14 protein-coding genes, 4 tRNA genes and 1 other RNA gene are annotated in these 19,428 nt (G+C 71.7%); 10 read left to right on the top strand and 9 right to left on the bottom strand.

Features of this window, described 5'->3' with window-relative positions:
* The first annotated feature begins 4 nt into the window (after positions 1-4).
* Positions 5-1,240 carry a tyrosine-type recombinase/integrase gene (locus ACFYVL_RS35130; protein ID WP_389252267.1) on the top strand — a complete coding sequence of 412 codons (1,236 nt, stop codon included), beginning with the start codon at positions 5-7 and terminating at the stop codon, positions 1,238-1,240.
* Between the two features lie 65 nt (positions 1,241-1,305).
* On the opposite strand, the gene ACFYVL_RS35125 is transcribed toward ACFYVL_RS35130, so the two are convergent.
* Positions 1,306-1,390, bottom strand: a tRNA-Ser gene (locus tag ACFYVL_RS35125).
* Positions 1,391-1,513: 123 nt separating this feature from the next.
* Here ACFYVL_RS35125 and ffs point away from each other — a divergent pair.
* The 6 genes from ffs (at position 1,514) to ACFYVL_RS35095 (ending at position 10,720) form a co-directional block, all read left to right on the top strand.
* Positions 1,514-1,604, top strand: an RNA gene (ffs, locus tag ACFYVL_RS35120) — signal recognition particle sRNA small type.
* A 164-nt stretch (positions 1,605-1,768) separates the two neighbouring features.
* Positions 1,769-4,177 (top strand): DNA polymerase III subunit gamma and tau, encoded by a 2,409-nt coding sequence (locus tag ACFYVL_RS35115; protein ID WP_389252265.1) that lies wholly within the window; start codon positions 1,769-1,771, stop codon positions 4,175-4,177.
* A gap of 267 nt (positions 4,178-4,444) precedes the next feature.
* Positions 4,445-5,704, top strand: coding sequence for a phosphoribosylamine--glycine ligase (gene purD / locus ACFYVL_RS35110; protein WP_389252263.1), 1,260 nt, complete (start codon positions 4,445-4,447; stop codon positions 5,702-5,704).
* Positions 5,705-6,137: 433 nt separating this feature from the next.
* Complete coding sequence (locus tag ACFYVL_RS35105) at positions 6,138-7,868, top strand: hypothetical protein (RefSeq protein WP_389252490.1); 1,731 nt, start codon at positions 6,138-6,140, stop codon at positions 7,866-7,868.
* 246 nt (positions 7,869-8,114) lie between these two features.
* Positions 8,115-9,593: a N,N-dimethylformamidase beta subunit family domain-containing protein gene (locus tag ACFYVL_RS35100; protein WP_389252261.1), complete on the top strand. Its 1,479-nt coding sequence runs from the start codon at positions 8,115-8,117 to the stop codon at positions 9,591-9,593.
* Between the two features lie 212 nt (positions 9,594-9,805).
* On the top strand, positions 9,806-10,720 hold the full coding sequence (locus ACFYVL_RS35095; RefSeq protein ID WP_389252259.1) for a phosphoribosylaminoimidazolesuccinocarboxamide synthase: 915 nt from the start codon (positions 9,806-9,808) through the stop codon (positions 10,718-10,720).
* A 143-nt stretch (positions 10,721-10,863) separates the two neighbouring features.
* On the opposite strand, the gene ACFYVL_RS35090 is transcribed toward ACFYVL_RS35095, so the two are convergent.
* The 8 genes from ACFYVL_RS35090 to ACFYVL_RS35055 all read right to left on the bottom strand — a co-directional run bounded on the left by ACFYVL_RS35090 (position 10,864) and on the right by ACFYVL_RS35055 (position 15,818).
* Positions 10,864-10,939, bottom strand: a tRNA-Gly gene (locus ACFYVL_RS35090).
* A 23-nt stretch (positions 10,940-10,962) separates the two neighbouring features.
* Entirely contained in the window at positions 10,963-11,574 is a 612-nt protein-coding gene (locus ACFYVL_RS35085) for a response regulator (RefSeq protein ID WP_389252258.1), read from the bottom strand.
* On the bottom strand, positions 11,571-13,013 hold the full coding sequence (locus tag ACFYVL_RS35080; protein WP_389252488.1) for a sensor histidine kinase: 1,443 nt from the start codon (positions 13,011-13,013) through the stop codon (positions 11,571-11,573). The genes ACFYVL_RS35085 and ACFYVL_RS35080 overlap by 4 nt, the downstream gene beginning before the upstream one ends.
* 132 nt (positions 13,014-13,145) lie before the next feature.
* Complete coding sequence (locus ACFYVL_RS35075) at positions 13,146-13,964, bottom strand: ABC transporter permease (RefSeq protein WP_389252256.1); 819 nt, start codon at positions 13,962-13,964, stop codon at positions 13,146-13,148.
* Positions 13,961-14,950 (bottom strand): ABC transporter ATP-binding protein, encoded by a 990-nt coding sequence (locus ACFYVL_RS35070; RefSeq protein ID WP_389252254.1) that lies wholly within the window; start codon positions 14,948-14,950, stop codon positions 13,961-13,963. The genes ACFYVL_RS35075 and ACFYVL_RS35070 overlap by 4 nt, the downstream gene beginning before the upstream one ends.
* A gap of 154 nt (positions 14,951-15,104) precedes the next feature.
* Positions 15,105-15,177, bottom strand: a tRNA-Gly gene (locus ACFYVL_RS35065).
* 74 nt (positions 15,178-15,251) lie between these two features.
* Positions 15,252-15,323 (bottom strand) — tRNA-Gly (locus tag ACFYVL_RS35060).
* Between the two features lie 177 nt (positions 15,324-15,500).
* On the bottom strand, positions 15,501-15,818 hold the full coding sequence (locus ACFYVL_RS35055) for an Lsr2 family protein (RefSeq protein WP_389252252.1): 318 nt from the start codon (positions 15,816-15,818) through the stop codon (positions 15,501-15,503).
* Positions 15,819-16,163: 345 nt separating this feature from the next.
* Between ACFYVL_RS35055 and purS the strand changes: the two genes are divergently transcribed.
* The 3 genes from purS to purL are packed head-to-tail and all read left to right on the top strand — an operon-like array spanning position 16,164 to position 19,338.
* Positions 16,164-16,415, top strand: a complete 252-nt coding sequence (purS, locus tag ACFYVL_RS35050; protein WP_389252250.1) for a phosphoribosylformylglycinamidine synthase subunit PurS — start codon at positions 16,164-16,166, stop codon at positions 16,413-16,415.
* Positions 16,412-17,092, top strand: coding sequence for a phosphoribosylformylglycinamidine synthase subunit PurQ (gene purQ, locus ACFYVL_RS35045; RefSeq protein ID WP_389252248.1), 681 nt, complete (start codon positions 16,412-16,414; stop codon positions 17,090-17,092). The genes purS and purQ overlap by 4 nt, the downstream gene beginning before the upstream one ends.
* Positions 17,089-19,338 carry a phosphoribosylformylglycinamidine synthase subunit PurL gene (gene purL / locus ACFYVL_RS35040; protein ID WP_389252246.1) on the top strand — a complete coding sequence of 750 codons (2,250 nt, stop codon included), beginning with the start codon at positions 17,089-17,091 and terminating at the stop codon, positions 19,336-19,338. Before purQ ends, purL begins: the two co-directional genes overlap by 4 nt.
* Positions 19,339-19,428: the final 90 nt, after the last annotated feature.

The raw sequence follows: 19,428 nt of genomic DNA, 5'->3' as shown, positions 1-19,428 counted from the left end.
GACCATGGCTGAGCAGAAGAGGACCCGGCAGCCCAACGGCGCTTCATCGATCTACCTCGGTAAGGATGGCAAGTGGCACGGCCGCGTCACGGTCGGCGTACGCCCCGACGGCAGGCCCGACCGTCGGCATGTGGAACGTAAGACCCGCCCGGAAGTCACAAGGGCGGTCCGGAAGCTGGAAGGGCTGCGGGACGAGGGCAAGGTTCCTTCGGCGGGTCAGCGGTGGACGGTCAAGACCTGGCTTGAGCACTGGGTGGACAACATCGCCAAGAAGTACGTGAGCGAGAACAGCTACGACGGCTACGAGGTAGATGTGCGCGTCCACCTGGTGCCGGGCCTGGGGGCTCACAAGCTGGAGCGCCTTGAGCCGGAACACCTGGAAGCCTTCTACGAGCTGATGCAGAAGCGGGGAAGCGCCGCCGGAACGGCCCACCACGTTCACCGGACGATCCGGGTTGCGCTCGGTGAGGCGGTCAAGCGTGGGCACGTCACTCGGAACGTCGCTGAGATCGCCAAGGCTCCGCGTCTCGAAGAGGAGGACATCGAGCCGTACTCGATCGAAGAAGTGCAGAGCCTCTTGCTGGAGGCATCGAAGCTCCGCAACAGCGCACGGTGGGTCGTGGCCCTGGCTCTCGGGCTGCGACAGGGCGAAGCGCTCGGGCTGAAGTGGGAGGACGTGTACCTGGACGCCGGATACATCCGCACGCGGAAGAACCGGCTGCGCCCGAAGTACGCGCACGGCTGCGGAGACACCTGCGGTCGCAAGCCCGGGTACTGCCCGAAGCGGGAACAGACCCGGCGGGAGTTCAAGAACACGAAGTCCCGCGCCGGTCGACGGACGATCGGCTTGCCCGACCCGGTGACCAAGATTCTCCGCAAGCACCAGGAAGATCAGGAGAGGGAGCGGCAGGACGCCGGGGACCTCTGGGAGGACAAGGGGTACGTCTTCGCCTCGGAGATTGGGACGCCGCTGATCCCGAACACCGACTACCACCGGTGGAAGCAACTGCTGGCGGACGCTGGCGTACGAGACGGGCGACTGCACGACGCCCGCCACACGGCCGCGACGGTCCTTCTCCTGCTCGGGGTCCCCGATGTGGTGGTCGACGCAATCATGGGCTGGGAGCCTGGCGGTGCCGCTCGGATGCGCGCCCGGTACATGCACGTCACTGGCCCGATGCTGAAAAAGGTGGCTGATCAAGTGGGCGTCGCGCTCTGGGGCTCGCCGGACCCGGACTGAGACGGAAACTGAGACGGGAAAAGACGAAGGCCCGGACCGTTTGCACGGTCCGGGCCTTCTGCCTGCGGAGGATACGAGATTCGAACTCGTGAGGGGTTGCCCCCAACACGCTTTCCAAGCGTGCGCCCTAGGCCACTAGGCGAATCCTCCGCCGCAAACAATACAAGACGTTGAGGGGTGCTTGCGACCACGTTCCCCGGGGGCGGCTTCCGGGGAAGTTCCGAGGTGGGAGCCGGTCGTATTTGGGCCGGGGGATCGGCTAGGGTGGGGGTCAGCCCCTCACGTGGCGCTATCTGACTGAACTCCCCCAGGGCCGGAAGGCAGCAAGGGTAGGTTGGCTCTGGCGGGTGCGTGGGGGGTCTTTGCGTTCCCGGAGGGCCGGGTTCCGTGAGGTCGGGCGCCGGAGGCGGGCCGGGGGCGGGCCGGGGGCGCGGTCGGGGCCGGTTGTTCTCGGGTGCGGGGCCGGTTGTCGGTGCTACCGGTTGTCGGCGGGACCCGTTGTCAGTGGGTCCCGATAACCTCGTATGTGTGTCGTCCCTTGCGCTGTACCGCCGCTATCGCCCCGAGTCCTTCGCCGAGGTCATCGGTCAGGAGCATGTCACTGCCCCGCTGATGCAGGCCCTGCGGAACAACCGGGTCAATCACGCGTACCTGTTCAGCGGGCCGCGCGGTTGTGGAAAGACGACCAGTGCGCGGATCCTGGCGCGCTGTCTCAATTGTGAGCAGGGGCCCACCCCGACCCCCTGCGGCGAGTGCCAGTCCTGTGTGGACCTGGCGCGCAACGGGCGCGGTTCGATCGATGTGATCGAGATCGACGCGGCGTCCCACGGTGGTGTGGACGACGCCCGTGACCTGCGGGAGAAGGCATTCTTCGGGCCTGCCAGCAGCCGGTACAAGATCTACATCATCGACGAGGCCCACATGGTCACCTCGGCGGGCTTCAACGCCCTGCTGAAGGTGGTCGAGGAGCCGCCGGAGCACCTCAAGTTCATCTTCGCGACGACCGAGCCCGAGAAGGTCATCGGGACGATCCGCTCCAGGACCCACCACTACCCCTTCCGGCTGGTGCCGCCAGGGACGCTGCGCGACTACCTCGGCGAGGTGTGCGCCAAGGAGGAGAGCCACGTCGAGGACGGTGTGCTTCCGCTGGTGGTGCGGGCCGGCGCCGGGTCGGTGCGTGACTCGATGTCGGTGATGGACCAGCTGCTGGCGGGCGCGGCCGACGACGGTGTGACGTACGCCATGGCGACCGCGCTGCTCGGGTACACCGACGGGTCCCTGCTGGACTCCGTCGTCGATGCCTTCGCCGCTGGGGACGGGGCCGCGGCCTTCGAGGTCGTGGACCGGGTCATCGAGGGCGGCAACGACCCGCGCCGGTTCGTCGCCGACCTGCTGGAGCGGCTGCGCGACCTGGTGATTCTGGCCGCTGTGCCGGACGCCGGGGAGAAGGGGCTGATCGACGCCCCGGCCGACGTGGTGGAACGGATGCAGGCGCAGGCTTCCGTGTTCGGCGCCGCCGAGCTGAGCCGGGCCGCCGACCTGGTCAACTCCGGTCTTACGGAGATGCGCGGGGCCACTTCGCCCCGGCTCCAGCTGGAGCTGATCTGCGCGCGCGTGCTGCTGCCCGCCGCCTTCGACGACGAGCGCTCCGTGCAGGCGCGACTGGACCGGCTGGAGCGGAACGGCGGGGGCGGCGGCGGTGCGTTCGTCGCCGGCGGGCCGATGCCCGGAATGCCGCCGATGGGGTACGTGCCGGGGGCGGGCGCGGAGGGCCATGCGGCGGGGCAGATGCCGGGGCAGGGGCATGGGGCCGGGTCCGGGGCGGTTGGGGCTGGTCCTGCGGTGGGGGCTGGTCCGGTGGCAGGTCCTGGTTCCGTGGCAGGTCCTGGTTCTGGGGCCGGCCCTGGTGCTGGGGCTGCTTTTTCTCCGGGGGCGGTGCCCGCTGCTGCTCCCGCGGCGTCCGCTCCCGCGGCGGGGGTGGACCCGGGTGCCGGGGGGCCGGGGGCGCAGGCTCCGTACGCGCCCGCCGCTGCCGCACCCCCGGCTGCCGCGCCGCCCGCCGAAGCTCCCGCGCGGCGGCCCGGTGGCTGGCCCACCGCGTCCGCTCCCGGGCAGGGCCGGCCCGAGCCGGTGGCGCCGCAGCCCCAGGCGCAGGCCCCGGCTCCACAGGCGCAGGCCGGTGCGCCGGGTGGCGGTGCGCCCGGTCAGGCGGGGCCCAGCGCCGCCGCCGCGCAGGGTGCCGCCCAGGTGCGGAACATGTGGCCCGGAATCCTGGAGGCCGTCAAGAACCGCCGCCGGTTCACCTGGATCCTGCTCAGCCAGAACGCCCAGGTCGTCGGCTTCGACGGGACCACCCTCCAGGTCGGCTTCATCAACGCCGGAGCCCGCGACAACTTCGCCAGCAGCGGCAGTGAGGACGTGCTGAAGCAAGTTCTCGCCGAGTCCTTCAACGTGCAGTGGCGGATCGAGTCCGTCGTCGACGCGACCGGCGGGGGCGGTGGCGGCCAGCCGTCGGGCGGGCCTTCCGGCGGTTACGGAGGCGGAGGCGGCGGTGGCGGTGGCTTCGGTGGCGGCGGTGGCGGAGGCGGGGGATTCGGTGGGGGCGGGGGCGGCTACGGCGGTGCCCCCGCGGCTCCGGCCCCGGCCGCGCCGCGTCCGCCGCAGGCCTCGGCGCCGCAGGGGGGCGGGGGCCCGGTGCAGGGGGCCGCGCAGGCCCCGGCCGTGCATCCCGCGCAGGCGCAGCACCAGGCGCAGAATCCGGCTCCGGCTCCCGAGGCACCGCGCCCCGAGCCCGTACCGCAGCGGCAGCCGGTCTCCGTCGAGGACGATGTGCCGGAGGACGACGATCCGGACCTGGTGGATTCGGCGCTGTCCGGGCACGACCTGATCGTGCGGGAGTTGGGGGCGACGGTGGTCGAGGAGTTCGTGAACGAGTAGGTGGGGGGGCGCCTGCGGCGGGTTTTGCCCCTCCCCGCCCCTTCCCTGAACCGCTCGCCGCGGGGCCGGGGTTTCCCCGCGGGAGGTGTTGTGTCGCTCGCGCAGTTCCCCGCGCCCCTTGCGGGGCTGTTCTTCGGCGGCGGAGGTGTGGCTGGTCGTTCGCGCAGTTCCCCGCGCCCCTTGTGGGGCCGGGGGTTTCCCCGTGGCGGGGCGTCGAAAGGGCTGCCCCGGGATTCGGGGTGTTCCGGCACGGCTAGGCTGCACCCCGTGAAGGTCCTCGTCATCGGCGGCGGCGCCCGCGAACACGCCCTGTGCCGCTCTCTGTCCCTCGACCCCGACGTCACCGCTCTCTACTGCGCCCCCGGCAACGCCGGCATCGCGGAAGTGGCGGAGCTGCACCCGGTCGATGCCCTCGACGGGGCCGCCGTCGCGCGCCTCGCCACCGAACTCGGCGCCGGTCTCGTCGTCGTCGGCCCGGAGGCCCCGCTCGTCGCGGGAGTCGCCGACGCCGTCCGCGAAGCCGGGATTCCGGTCTTCGGGCCGTCCAGGGAGGCCGCCGAACTGGAGGGCTCCAAGGCGTTCGCCAAGGACGTGATGGCCGCCGCCGGGGTGCCCACCGCGCGCAGCTACGTCTGTACGACGCCGGAGGAGATCGACTCCGCGCTGGCCGCCTTCGGCGCTCCGTACGTCGTGAAGGACGACGGTCTCGCGGCCGGCAAGGGCGTCGTCGTGACCGGCGACGTCGACGAGGCGCGGGCGCACGCGCTGGCCTGCGAGCGCGTCGTCATCGAGGAGTTCCTCGACGGGCCCGAGGTGTCGCTGTTCGCGATCACCGACGGGGTCACCGTGCTGCCGCTGCAGCCCGCGCAGGACTTCAAGCGTGCCCTGGACGGCGACGAGGGCCCCAACACCGGCGGCATGGGCGCCTACTCGCCGCTGCCGTGGGCCGACCCCAAGCTGGTCGACGAGGTCATGGACTCCGTGCTCCAGCCGACGGTCGACGAGCTGCGGCGCCGCGGAACCCCGTTCTCCGGTCTGCTGTACGCGGGTCTCGCGATCACGAGCCGCGGGGTGCGGGTCATCGAGTTCAACGCCCGCTTCGGCGACCCGGAGACCCAGGTCGTGCTGGCCCGGCTGCGCACCCCCCTCGCGGGCGTGCTGCTCGGCGCGGCCAACGGCACCCTGGACGCCCTGCCCCCGCTGAAGTGGCGCGACGAGACGGCCGTGACCGTCGTCGTCGCCTCGCACAACTACCCCGGCACCCCGCGCACCGGCGACCCCATCGAGGGCCTCGCCGAGGTGGCCGCCCAGGACGCCCCCGAGGCGTACGTCCTGCACGCGGGCACCAAGCGGGACGGCGACGCCGTGCTGAGCGCCGGCGGCCGGGTGTTGTCCGTGACCGCGACCGGCGCCGACCTGACCGAGGCCCGGGAGCGCGCGTACCGCGCCGTCGGCCGGATCCGGCTCGACGGCTCGCAGCACCGTACGGACATCGCGCAGAAGGCCGCCCAGGACGCCCGGGGCTGAGCAGGACGCCGACAGGGGCGGACCGGGCGGATGCCCGGTCCGCCCCTGTCGCGTACGGGCCGGTCCGCGGGGGAGAGCCCGGTTCCGCCCCGGAAGCCAGCACCTTTGCCCAAAGCCATTCAATCGGGTGACGGCTCGCCCATCCGGATGACTGGTGCCAAAGCCCCAACTAGGGTGCCGCGCAAGCGGTTCCGGCACTTGGCCCACCGACATTGCGATGTCGGTGGCGGGTGCCACAGTGGGGGAGTGAGCAACCCGTCGCAGGGCAGAGGGGGTGAATCCGGTCGTGTCCGGTGTGTCTGATTCCGGTGCCAGTTCCACTGGCCCCGGTTCTCGGTCCGGTTCTGGTGGTTCCCATGGCTCCCGTGGTTCCGGTGGTTCCGAGGGGCTGAGTTCGAGCGGTGGCGCGGGTGCGCCGCGCGCCCCACGGGGCCTGGGCGAGGAGCAGGGCGCGCAGGCCGCGCGGGAGCGTGCGCTCGCCGTTCTGCGGGTGCGCGGCCGGGCGCTGGCCGGTGCCCTGCTGCCCGCCGCCGTGGCCGTCGTGCTGCTGGCCGGCGGCGCCTCGGGACGGCTCGTGGGGCCAGGCTGGGACGCGGCGCGCTGGGCGGTGTCCGGCGTCGCGGCGGTGGTGCTGCTGACCGGGCTGCTGGTCGCCGTGGTGGTCGCGCGGGCGCGGCCCGCCATGACGCCCACGGTGGAGCTGACCGAGTCCTCCGCCCCCGACCTGTACCGCCTGGTCGAGGACCTGGCCGAGCGGCTCGACGTGCCCGCGCCGTCCGCGATAGCCCTGACCCCGGACTGCGACAGCTGGCTGGAGGAGCGGACCAACGCGACGGCCCGCCCGGCCGGCTCCGGCTCCGCCGAGTCCATACGTACCGGGCCCACCGCCCCCGTCCTGGTCATCGGCTCGCCCTTCCTGTGGTGGATGCGCGTCGCCGAGCTGCGGGCCGTCCTCGCTCCCGTCGTGGCGGGCACCGGCCCCGCCGCGCACCCCGACATAGCCGCCGCCCGCCGTTTCGTACGGGGCCTGGACGCGGCGGTCGCCCTGGCGGCCAAGCCGGGACAGGGCCCCTTCGGCCTGTTGCGAAGGCCGGCCCTGGCGCCGCTGGGCCGGATCTCCCGGCTGCTGCTCGGCGCCTGCCGCGAGCACATCACCCAGTTGGAGCGCGGGGTCGCCGCCGCCGCGTCCGAGCGGGCCCAGGCCGTGGACTACGGGCTGCGGATCGTCGCCCAGGAGCAGGTCGGCCTCGCCTACGCGGGCTGGGACCGGCTGCTCACCCGGGTCGCGCTGCCCGCCTGGCGGATGGGCCGCTGGCCGTCCCGGCTCGACGCCGGAGTGGTCTCCGCCCTCACCGAGCTCTCCCGCCGCGACCGCCTCGCGGACGGATTCGCCTCCCGGCTCGGCGAGCGCCCCGCCTGCGACCTCCTCGAAGAGCCCGGAGCCGTCGACGAGGCCGCGTCCCTGCTGGCCGCCCGGCTCTTCCACGGCGGCCCCGCCACCCCGGGCCCCGACTGGTCCCCGGTCGACTGGCAGGCGTACCCGGAAGAGGTCGTCGACCGCAAGTGGCGCACCGAGGCGGCCCGGCTGCACCGCGTGCTGGACGCCCTGGCCGCCCGCTCGGGCGACGGCACCGGCGGCGGCACCGGCCGCACCGCCGGTACGGGCCCGACGCTCGCCCGCGTCATGGACCACCTCGCCGCCGAACCCCTCGTGCTGGACGGCGCGCCGGGCCCCGACGACGGGCGCGGCGACGAGGAGCGCACGGACGCGCTGGCCGCCGGGATCACCGCCGAGGCCGCCCGCGAGGAGGCCCTGGCCCCGCGGCCCGAGCCGGTCCCGCTGGGCGACGGGCACGAGCTGTGGGACGGCGGCTCCTGGGACGAGGGCCCGCTGCCGGTGTTCCCGATCCAGCCGCCCCGTACCGGCCGCGACCTGCTCGCCGACCACGTCACCGCGATGGTCTGCTGCGCCGCGGTCGACACCGCGGGCGCCGCGCCCGGCCTGGACTGGCTGGACGGCCCGGCCCTGCTCGTCGACGGCAAGCGCCGCTCCGACCTGACGGGACCGGTGCTCAGCCTGGTGGAGGACGGCGACGCGGGCCCGCTGCGCGGCTGGCTCGCCGCCGTCGGCGTACGGCCGGAAAAGCCCGTGCGCCTCGTATGAGCAGGGCATCCGGCACACCCGGCAGCAGCATCGAACCCCGTACTCCGGATGTGTCCGTACGGCGCGCAGAACCGCCGACACGTCGCACGAACGGACTACTGGGTTCCGTTTCACGCCAATTCGCGACGAACGGTGACGGAGTGCGTGCGTTATGTGATGTGCTGGGGTCCTGGAGCTGACAGCCGATGCACCACTGCGCTTCTGAGGGGCCGCTGTTGTCTCGGGGGACCGAGGGAGGGATGTGACATGGGGACGGAGCAGATCCGCTGGGAATCGGGTGCGCTCGCGCACGCCGTCTCGGACCCTTTCGGCCAGGGCCCGCTGCCGTGGCTGCGCGGCGGCGAGCAGTACCTCGACGCGGACGGCACGGTCGCCCCCTGGTACGCCGAACTGGATCCCGCCACCGGCGCCAAGGTCCCCCAGCCCCGTCGGCACGAGGGCCCCCGTACCGCCGACGACGTGAACTGCCAGATCAAGGGCTTCACCTCGTCCGGCTCCGTCGCCCCCGGCGGTTCCGTCGACTTCCACATCACGGTCAACCCGCCGCAGGAGTTCTCCGCGTACGTCTACCGGATCGGCCACTACAGCGGCGCCGGCGCACTCAACGTCGAGACCAGCCCCCGGCTCTCCGGCATCGTCCAGCCCGCCCCGCTGACCGCCGACCGCACCGTCTCCTGCCACCACTGGTGGCAGTCCTGGCGCCTGCAGATCCCCGAGTACTGGAGCCTCGGCGCGTACGTCGCCGTGCTGACCAGCGCCGACGGCCACCGCAGCCACATCCCCTTCACGGTCCGCGACGACCGCCCAGCCGACTTCCTGCTGCTGATGCCCGACGTCACCTGGCAGGCGTACAACCTCTTCCCGGAGGACGGCCGCACCGGCGCCAGCCTCTACCACGCCTGGGACGAGCGGGGCCGGCTGCTCGGCGAGGAGGACGCCGCCACCACCGTCTCCTTCGACCGGCCGTACGCGGGCCAGGGCCTGCCCCTGCACGTCGGGCACGCCTACGACTTCATCCGCTGGGCCGAGCGGTACGGCTACGACCTCGCCTACGCGGACGCCCGCGACCTGCACGCGGGCCGCATCGACACCTCCCAGTACCGCGGCCTGGTCTTCCCCGGCCACGACGAGTACTGGTCGGTGCCCATGCGCCGGGCCGCCGAGCGCGCCCGCGACGAGGGCACCTCGCTGGTCTTCCTCTCCGCCAACACCATGTACTGGCAGGTCGAACTGACCGCCGCGCCCTCCGGCGTCCCCGACCGCTTCCTGACCTGCCGCAAGCGGCGCGGCCCGGGGAAGGCCGCCCTGTGGCGCGAAGTGGACCGCCCCGAACAGCAGTTGATGGGCATCCAGTACGCGGGCCGGGTCCCCGAGCCCAGCCCGCTCGTCGTGCGCAACGCGGAGCACTGGCTCTGGGAGGCCACCGGCGCGGGCGAGGGAGACGAGATCGAGGGACTGGTCGCGGGCGAGGCCGACCGCTACTTTCCGCGCACCGCCCTGCCCGAGCACCGCGGCCGGATCCTGCTGGCGCACTCCCCGTACCGGGACAGCGAGGGCGCCCTGCGCCACCAGGAGACCTCGCTCTACCGGGCCCCCAGCGGCGCCCTCGTCTTCGCCTCCGGCACCTTCGCGTGGTCCCCGGCGCTGGACCGCCCCGGCCACGTGGACCCACGCATCCAGCGCGCCACCGCGAACCTCCTGGACCGCATCGCCAAGGGCCCCTGAGCGCCACGTCCCGACCCGAGGGCCCCACCCGCGCAATCCCGCCGCAGGCCCCGCCCCGACCCCGTGGAAATCCCGCCACGAGGCCGCCGCCGACCCCGTGCGCCCCATCCCTCCGTTGCGCACCGTCCGCGCGCCCCGGCCACCCTGACCGGGGACTTCCTCCGCGCGTGCGGGAGAATCGACACGATTGGCCATAACCACGGGGAGGAACCGTGTCCGGATTCGTAGTAAAGCCCGAGCCCCAGCAGGTGCCGGGCCTGGTACACCTGCACACCGGCAAGGTGCGCGACCTGTACCAGAACGAGGCGGGCGACCTCGTGATGGTCGCCAGCGACCGCACCAGCGCCTTCGACTGGGTGCTGCCCACCGACATTCCCGACAAGGGCCGCGTCCTCACCCAGCTGTCGCTGTGGTGGTTCGACCAGCTCGCGGACCTCGTCCCCAACCACGTCCTGTCGACCGAACTGCCCGCGGAAGCCCCCGCCGACTGGGCGGGCCGCACCCTGGTCTGCAAGTCCCTGCGGATGGTCCCCGTGGAGTGCGTGGCCCGCGGCTACCTCACGGGCTCCGGCCTGGCCGAGTACCGGGAGTCCCGCACGGTCTGCGGGCTCGCCCTGCCCGAGGGACTGGTCGACGGCTCGGAACTGCCCGCGCCGATCTTCACCCCCGCCACCAAGGCCGCCGTCGGCGACCACGACGAGAACGTGAGCTACGAGGAGGTCGCCCGCCAGGTCGGCGCGGAGACCGCCGCCCAGCTGCGCCAGACCACCCTCGCCGTCTACGGCCGGGCCCGCGACATCGCCCGCGACCGGGGCATCGTCCTGGCCGACACCAAGTTCGAGTTCGGCTTCGAGGCGGACCCGGCGGGCGGCGAGCGGCTGGTGATCGCGGACGAGGTCCTCACCCCGGACTCCTCGCGCTTCTGGCCCGCCGCCGACTGGGAGCCGGGCCGCACCCAGCAGTCCTTCGACAAGCAGTTCATCCGCAACTGGCTGACCTCGGACGCCTCCGGCTGGAACGCCAAGTCGGAGACCCCGCCGCCGGCCCTCCCGCAGGAGGTCGTCGACGCCTCGCGCGCCAAGTACATCGAGGCGTACGAGCGCCTCACCGGCCAGAGCTGGTCGTAGTCCGGCACCCGCCCCCGGCCAGGCACGCCGGGGGCGGGACCGAACCCCCGGGAGAGAGCCGCACCCGGACGAGCGGCAGGCACGTCCGGACAGCAGACACGCAGAAGGCCCCGGTCGCGATGACCGGGGCCTTCTGGATCAACTGGAGCGGACGACCAGGTTCGAACTGGCGACCTCAACCTTGGCAAGGTTGCGCTCTACCAACTGAGCTACGTCCGCGTTGCGCCGTGGCGCGAGGACAACTATACCCAACCTCGCTCCCGTGCGAGACGCACTGCCGCGTGACGGTTCTCCGCCCCCAGTTTCGAGGCCGCGGACGACAGGTAGTTCCGTACGGTGCCCTGGCTCAGCGCCGCCCGCTGGGCGATCTCCGCGACGGGTGCGCCGTGCGCCGCCAGCTCCAGCACCTCGGCCTCCCGCACGGTCAGCGGGGAGTCCCCCGCCGCGATGGCATCGGCCGCCAACTCCGGGTCCACATAACGGTTTCCCGCTCGTACGGTACGGATGATCTCGGCCAGCCGCTGGGCGCTGACGGTCTTCGGCACGAACCCGCGCACGCCCGCCTCCAGGGCCCGCTTCAGATGTCCGGGCAGCCCGTGACTGGTCACGATCATCGTCCGGCAGTCGGGGAGTTCGGTCCGCAGGGATGTGGCCACCGCCACACCGTCGAGCCCCGGCATCTGGAGGTCGAGCACCGCCACGTCGGGCCGGTGCTGGAGCGCCATGGCGAGCGCCTCGGGCCCGGTGGCGGCCTCCGCGACCACCTCCAGGTCGTCCTCCAGCGCGAGCAGGGCGGCCAGCGCGCCCCGGATGAGGTGCTCGTCGTCGGCGAGCAGGATGCGCACGGCACTCATCCGGCATCCGCCCCCGTCCGTGCGGAGCGCCGGAAGAACCTCGCGCCGGGCAGACCGCCGCCGAGGAACCTGCCGCCGAGCAAGGACCCGAAGGCCGCGGTGCCCTCGGAGGCCCCGGGCCGTCCCTTCCCTTTGCGCTCCGGTCCTGGCCGCTCCGGTGATTCCGGGTCCATGAGCCCCACTTCCCTCTCTCCGTTCCCCGACGGCCCGTCGGCGGCGGTCAGCGGGACCTCCGCCGTCACCCGGAACCGTCCCGTGTCCGTGGCCCCCGCGACCAGCGTGCCGCCGACCGAGGCCAGCCGCTCGCGCAGGCCCGCCAGACCCGATCCGGGGGTGCCCGACGACGCGACGCCGCCGTCGGCCGTCGTTCCGTCGTTCTCGACGACGAGCACCGCGCGGTCCCCGTCGGAGAACAGCCGCAGCGTGCACTGCTTCGGGTTGCCGTGCCGCAGCACGTTCGTGGTGGTCTCGCGGACTACCCAGCCGAGCGCCGACTGCACGGCGGCGGGCAGCTCGGCGGCGAGCCGGTCCTCCACCACGCAGCTGATCCCGGCCGCGGCCAGTACGCCGCGCGCGCCCTCTATCTCGTTGCGCAGATCGGCCTCCCGGTACCCGCGCACCACCGCGCGCACCTCCCGCTGCGACTCCTGCGCGATCCGCTGCACCTCGGCCATCTGCGCGACGGCCTCCGGCCTGCCGCGTTCGGCGAGTTGCACGGCCAGCTCGCTCTTGAGCGCGATGACGGCGAGGTTGCGGCCCATCACGTCGTGCAGGTCCCGTCCGAAGCGCAGCCGTTCCTCGGCGACCGCGAGGCGGGCCTGGATGCGTTGGGCCTTGTCCAGCTCCCAGATCGTGGCGATGAACCAGAGCGAGGAGCGGTACGCGCCAAGGCCGTAGACACCCGACAGGACGACGCCGACGCCGGTGATCACGGCGGTGGGCCCGTCCCCGGTGACGACCTGCACGACGGCACCGGCCAGGACCGAAGCCGCCAGTGTCAACAGGAACAGCCGACGGACCGTGGAGAGCGCGTACACGCACATCACCACTGGGGAGAGACCGAACCACAGCGTCAGGCTGAGGCCCGAACCGTCGTTGTCCTTGGCCCCGAGGCCCCCGGTGACCTGGAGCGTCACGGCAAGGGCCGTGAACATCGCCCCCAGCACCAGCGACAGCACCGCTGTCCGCCAGGGTGCCGGACTTCCGTGCCGGTGATGAGCGATACCCCGGTTGATGGCGTGCATCGACAGCAGGGTCATCACGAAGGCGAGCGCCAGCAGCCCCTGCGCCATCGCGATCGCACCCGGCTCGCGCACCAGATCGCTGGCGAAGGGGGCCATGACACCGAGGAGCAGGAGCCACGGCAGCGCGTACAGGGTGATCCGCATGTACAGATCCAATTTGGCGGCCTTGCTGCGCCCCCGCCAGAAGCCCTTCATCCCCGTCACCACTCCCTAGTAACCGGCCGCTGCCCGCAGCGGCGGACCGTCTGCGGGCAGTACAACCGGACCTCGGCTCCGGACCGGACCTCGGCTCCGGACCGGACCCCGGCTCCGGACCGGACATCGGCTCTAGCGCCGCGGCTCCCAGCGGAACCGCTTCTGGACCGCGTACACCGACAGTACGATCCAGGCCGCCGCGACGGCCATCGCTCCCATGCCCCCGGACCAGGTCAGATTGCCCGACCAGCCGCCGCGCATCAGCTCCACGACGGGGGAGAAGGGCAGCAGGTGGCAGATCGAGGCCACCTTGTCGGGCAGCGACTCCAGCGGGAAGGCCAGCCCGGAGCCGAACATCGAGATCAGCATGATGGGCGCGATCGTCAGCTGCGAGCTCTCGGTGCTCCTGGTGAAGGCCGAGGTGGCCATCGCCAGCAGGGTGGCCAGCGCCACGCCGAGCAGGATGCCCACCGCCACGAACAGCGGGTTGGACGGCATCTCCGCGTCCAGCACCACGGCGCCCAGCACCAGCAGCACCAGGCCCTGGATCAGCCCCGTGGCGAGGGCGGCGATCGAGGTCCCGGTGAGGATCTCGATGTCACCGGGCTCGCCGGTCCGCAGCCGCTTGAGCACCAGCTCCTCGCGGCGGGTGACGTACGTGCCGACCAGCGTCGTGTACACGGTGAAGATCAGTACGTACGCCACGGCCGTCGGGATCACCATCGAGCCGAGCGAGAGGCCGGCCTTGCCCAGGTCCATGCCCTTGGCGGTGGTCCAGGTCGTGAAGGTCAGGGCGAGCGGCAGCACCAGGGCCATCACCAGCCCGGCCTTGTTCCGGGTCAGCAGGGCGAGTTCGGTGCGTGCCAGTGCCTTCATCCGGCCCGCCGCCGTGGTGGTCGGTGCCGCGTTCCCGGTCGCCGCGTGCGCGGCCCGTGTCAGTGTGCCGCTCATCGCGCCGCCACCTCTTCCCTCGTCGTCGTGTTGGTCCGCCGTGCCGCCTCCGGCCCCGACGAGTCCTTCGCCTCCCGCGCGATGTGCAGGAACGCCTCCTCCAGCGAGGCGGAGCGCACGTCGAGCCCGCGCAGCTCCAGCCCGGCGCCCTGTGCCCAGACCAGCAGCCCGGTGGCCGCCCGCTGGAGTTCGGGAGTCGTCAACTGCACCGTCCTGCCGTTGAGCTGGTGCGCGGTGACGCCCAGCTGGCCCAGCGGCGGCAGATCGCCCAGGTGGTACCCGGCGGGCAGTTCGAAACTGATCCGGGACGGGTGCGCGGCCACCACCTCGTCCACCCGCCCCTCGGCGGCGATCCGGCCCTCGTGCATGATCGCCAGCCGGTCGGCCAGCTCCTCGGCCTCTTCGAGGTAGTGCGTGGTGAGCAGCACGGTCGTGCCCTGCTCGCGCAGCTCGCGCACCAACTCCCAGGTGTCGTGCCGCCCTTCGGCGTCCATGCCGGTGGTCGGCTCGTCCAGGAAGAGGATCTCCGGTCGGCCCAGCACCGCCATCGCCAGGTCGAGCCTGCGCCGCTCACCGCCCGACAGCTGCTTCACCCGCACCGAACCGCGCTTGCCGAGCCCGACCAGCTCCAGGGCCTCCTCGACGGGGCGGGCGCCGCTCGTGCACCCCGCCCACATCCGCGCGGTCTCCAGCACCGTCAACTGGGCCTGGAAGCCGCCCTCCTGGAGCATCACTCCGGTCCGCGGACGGACCTTGCCCCGCTCCCGGTACGGGTCGTGCCCCAGTACCCGTACGGCACCGTCGGTCGGCTCGGCCAGGCCCTCCAGCAGCTCCAGGGTGGAGGTCTTGCCCGCGCCGTTCGTGCCCAGGAGCGCGAAGAGTTCGCCGCGCGCCACGGAGAAGGACACGGATCGGACGGCCTCGAACCCTCCGGCGTAGGTCCGCCGGAGCCCTTCGACGTCGATGACAAGCTCGTTGGTGGTCATGTCTCAAGGCTCCCGTCGGCCCGGGGCCGTCGGCAGTGCGCGCTGTCATCGCTCCCGATGACAAATGTCATCGGGCCCGGGAGCCCGGGGCGGGTGCGGAGGAGGGGAACACGACGAAGGCCCCAGTCGTGACGACTGGGGCCTTCGTTCTCTGAGCGGACGACCAGGTTCGAACTGGCGACCTCAACCTTGGCAAGGTTGCGCTCTACCAACTGAGCTACGTCCGCAAGGCACTGCTTGGTGGTGCGGCATCAGCCTACCCGAACCACCGGAGTGCCCGGTAACCGGTTGAGCGATGCAGAGCGGGTGACAGGAATTGCACACTGCGCCTTCCCCCTGGAAGGAGGATGTTCTGCTACTGAACTACACCCGCACGCTGCTTGGGGCCGGGCCTTTCGGCCTTGCCCTTCGGCGTGCTCCAGACTTTAGCCCAACAACCGGGGTGTGATGCAAATCGGTTCCCGGCCGACCTGTGCGGCCCCGTGCCGGGACCGCGCCGCACCCCCGCCGAGGGGGCGTGCGCGGCCCGGCCGCGGGAGCCTTCGGTCCGTCAGGAAGCCTCCGCGAACGCCTCGTAGACGCTCTTGGGGATGCGTCCCCGGGCCGGCACGTCCATCCGGTTCGACCGGGCCCAGGCGCGGACCGCGGCCGGGTCGGGGGCCACCGCGGTGTGCCGGTACGCATTGCCCGACTTGGACTGCTTTCGGCCCGCGTCGACGTACGGCTTCAGCGCCGTGCGCAGTTTCTTTGCATTGGCGGGATTGAGGTCGATCTCGTACGACTTCCCGTCGAGGCCGAAGGTGACCGTTTCCGCCGCTTCTCCCCCGTCGATGTCGTCGGAGAGCGTGACCACTACGCGTTGAGCCACGGATATCGGTCCTTCCTGGCGGACGGATGCCGGTGCGGCTGCCGGATCCACCGCGCTGACGTGCGGTGATGTCGGCCGACCGGCTCTTTGGAAACAAGTCGGGGGCAATACTGCTTTCCCTTGTATTCCTTTGTACAGGGGGAGTCATTGCATTGTGAAGCCCAGTCAATTCCGTCAGCGTGTCCGGGGCAATGAGGGGCACCTATTTTTTCCCTGATTTTTCCCGGCGTTGTCGGTGCCGATACCGGAACGTGATCGGCCGGGAGCATATCTACCCGCGTAGAATTTCTGGCCGGGTACGCTGTGGGAACCGCCTTAAAGCACCACACCACACCGGGAGTGCCAGTGGCACGCGTCGTAGTCGACGTCATGCTCAAGCCCGAGATTCTCGACCCGCAGGGACAGGCGGTGCAGCGTGCACTGCCCCGTCTCGGCTTCGAGTCAATCGCGGACGTCCGTCAGGGGAAGCGTTTCGAGCTGGAGGTGGAGGGGCCGGTCGACGAAGCCGCCCTCGCCCGCATCCACGAGATGGCCGAAACGTTCCTCGCCAACACCGTTATCGAGGACTTCACCGTGAAGGTGGAGGAATCGAAGTGACTGCTCGTATCGGCGTAGTCACCTTCCCCGGCACGCTCGACGACCAGGACGCCCTGCGTGCCGTCCGGATCGCGGGCGCCGAGCCGGTGTCCCTGTGGCACCGCGACAAGGACCTCCACCAGGTCGACGCGGTGGTCCTCGCCGGAGGGTTCTCCTACGGCGACTACCTGCGGGCCGGCGCCATCTCGCGCTTCTCGCCGGTGATGGACACGATCATCGAGCAGGCGAAGGCCGGTCTGCCGGTCCTCGGCATCTGCAACGGCTTCCAGATCCTCACCGAGGCACATCTGCTGCCCGGCGCGATGCTCCGGAACAACCACCTGCACTTCATCTGCCGCGACCAGAAGCTGCGGGTGGAGAACGCGGAGACCGCCTGGACCGCCGACTACACGGCCGGCCAGGAGATCTCCGTACCGCTGAAGAACATGGACGGCCGGTACGTCGCCGACGAGCGCACGCTCGACGAGCTGGAGGCGGAGGGCCGCGTCGCCTTCCGCTACCTGGACGGCAACCCCAACGGCTCGCTGCGGGACATCGCCGGCATCACCAACGCGGCGGGCAACGTCGTGGGCCTGATGCCGCACCCCGAGCACGCCGTCGAGCCGCTGATCGGTACGGGCCGTACCGACGGGCTCGGATTCTTCACCTCGATCCTGAAGAAGTTGGTCAACGCATGACGCTGGACACCGTCAAGCACGCTGCCGGGACCCCCGAGACCGAGCAGCCCTGGAAGGAGCTCGGCCTCAAGGAGGACGAGTATGCCCGGATCCGCGAGATCCTGGGCCGCCGTCCCACCGGCGCCGAGCTCGCCATGTACTCGGTGATGTGGTCCGAGCACTGCTCGTACAAGAGCAGCAAGGTCCACCTCAAGCAGTTCGGCGAGAAGGTCCCGGAGAACGACGCCATGCTCGTCGGGATCGGCGAGAACGCCGGTGTTGTCGACGTCGGCCAGGGCTACGCGGTCACCTTCAAGGTCGAGTCGCACAACCACCCCTCGTACATCGAGCCCTACCAGGGCGCGGCCACCGGCGTCGGCGGCATCGTCCGCGACATCCTCGCCATGGGCGCCCGTCCGGTCGCGGTCGTCGATCCGCTGCGCTTCGGCGCGGCCGACCACCCCGACACCAGGCGCGTCCTGCCGGGCGTGGTCGCGGGCATCGGCGGCTACGGAAACTGCCTCGGGCTGCCGAACATCGGCGGCGAGGTCGTCTTCGACGCCTGCTACCAGGGCAACCCGCTGGTCAACGCCGGCTGCATCGGCGTGATGAAGCACGAGGACATCCACCTCGCCAAGGCGTCCGGCCCCGGCAACAAGGTCATCCTGTACGGCGCCCGCACCGGCGGCGACGGCATCGGCGGTGTTTCCGTGCTGGCCTCGGAGACCTTCGACGACGCCAAGCCCACCAAGCGCCCCGCTGTCCAGGTCGGCGACCCGTTCCAGGAGAAGCTCCTCATCGAGTGCACCCTGGAGATCTTCGCGGAGAAGCTGGTCGCGGGCATCCAGGACCTCGGCGGCGCCGGGCTCTCCTGCGCCACCTCCGAACTGGCCTCGGCCGGCTCCGGCGGCATGCGCGTCGAGCTGGACACCGTGCCGCTGCGCGACTCCTCCCTCTCGCCCGAGGAAATCCTCATGAGCGAGTCGCAGGAGCGGATGTGCGCGATCGTCGAGCCGCAGCACGTCGAGCGCTTCATGGAGATCTGCGAGAAGTGGGACGTCATCGCCACCGTCATCGGTGAGGTGACCGAGGGCTCCCAGCTGGAGATCTTCTGGCACGGCGAGCAGATCGTGGACGTGCCGCCGCGCACCGTCGCCCACGAGGGCCCGGTGTACCAGCGTCCGTTCGCCCGCCCGTCCTGGCAGGACGCGCTCCAGGCCGACGACGCCAACAAGCTGGCCCGTCCGGCCAACGGCGACGAGCTGCGCGCGCAGGTCCTCAAGCTGGTCGCTTCGCCCAACCAGGCCTCCAAGGCGTGGATCACGGAGCAGTACGACCGCTTCGTGCAGGGCAACACGGTGCTGGCCATGCCGGAGGACGCGGGCATGGTGCGCATCGACGCGGAGACCGGTCTCGGCGTGACGATGGCGACGGACGGCAACGGCCGCTACGCCAAGCTCGACCCGTACACCGGTGCGCAGCTCGCGCTCGCGGAGTCCTACCGCAACGTCGCGACGACCGGTGCCAAGCCGCTCGCGATCTCCGACTGCCTCAACTTCGGCTCCCCCGAGGACCCGGACGTGATGTGGCAGTTCGCGGAGGCCACCCGCGGTCTCGCGGACGGCTGCCTGGAGCTGGGCACCCCGGTCACCGGCGGCAACGTCTCGCTGTACAACCAGACCGGTGAGACCGCGATCCACCCGACGCCCGTCGTCGCGGTCCTCGGTGTCATCGACGACGTCTCCCGCCGTACGCCGATGGCCTTCGCCGCGGAGGGGCAGCTGCTGTACCTCCTCGGTGACACGCACGAGGAACTGGGCGGCTCCGCCTGGTCCGAGGTCGTGCACGGCCACCTGGGCGGCCTGCCGCCCAAGGTCGACCTGGCGCGCGAGAAGCTGCTCGCCGAGATCCTGATCTCGGCCTCCCGCGACGGCATGGTCGACGCCGCCCACGACCTGAGCGACGGCGGTCTGATCCAGGCGGTCACCGAGTCCTGCCTGCGCGGCGGGAAGGGTGCCCGGCTGGTGGTGCCGGACGGTCTCGACCCGTTCGTGTTCCTGTTCTCGGAGTCGGCGGGCCGTGCGGTCGTGTCGATCCCGCGCAGCGAGGAGCTCCGCTTCAACGACATGTGCGGGGCGCGCGGTCTGCCCGTCACCCGCATCGGTGTCGTGGACGGCGACGAGATCGAGGTCCAGGGCCAGTTCGGCATTCCGCTGAGCGAGCTGAAGGACGCGCACGAGGCGACCATCCCGGGCCTGCTGGCCTGAGGTCCGGCCCGCCACGGGCATACGGCCCCGCCCCGGGGTGACCGGGGGCGGGGCCGTTTCCCTGCCCGTTCGTGTGTCATGCACATAATG

This window comes from Streptomyces sp. NPDC004111 (genome assembly GCF_042874215.1).
Taxonomy (GTDB): Bacteria; Actinomycetota; Actinomycetes; order Streptomycetales; family Streptomycetaceae; genus Streptomyces.
Note: the sequence above shows the minus strand (reverse complement) of the source record. Positions and strands in the feature narration are given on the sequence as shown.

Bases quoted from the DNA above. Each gene is read 5' to 3' on its own strand.
- ACFYVL_RS35130 (WP_389252267.1), top strand. From the start codon at position 5: ATGGCTGAGCAGAAGAGGACCCGGCAGCCCAACGGCGCTTCATCGATC.
- ACFYVL_RS35100 (WP_389252261.1), top strand. From the start codon at position 8,115: ATGGGGACGGAGCAGATCCGCTGGGAATCGGGTGCGCTCGCGCACGCC.
- ACFYVL_RS35085 (WP_389252258.1), bottom strand. From the start codon at position 11,574: ATGAGTGCCGTGCGCATCCTGCTCGCCGACGACGAGCACCTCATCCGG.
- ACFYVL_RS35080 (WP_389252488.1), bottom strand. From the start codon at position 13,013: ATGAAGGGCTTCTGGCGGGGGCGCAGCAAGGCCGCCAAATTGGATCTG.
- ACFYVL_RS35075 (WP_389252256.1), bottom strand. From the start codon at position 13,964: ATGAGCGGCACACTGACACGGGCCGCGCACGCGGCGACCGGGAACGCG.
- ACFYVL_RS35070 (WP_389252254.1), bottom strand. From the start codon at position 14,950: ATGACCACCAACGAGCTTGTCATCGACGTCGAAGGGCTCCGGCGGACC.
- purL (WP_389252246.1), top strand. From the start codon at position 17,089: ATGACGCTGGACACCGTCAAGCACGCTGCCGGGACCCCCGAGACCGAG.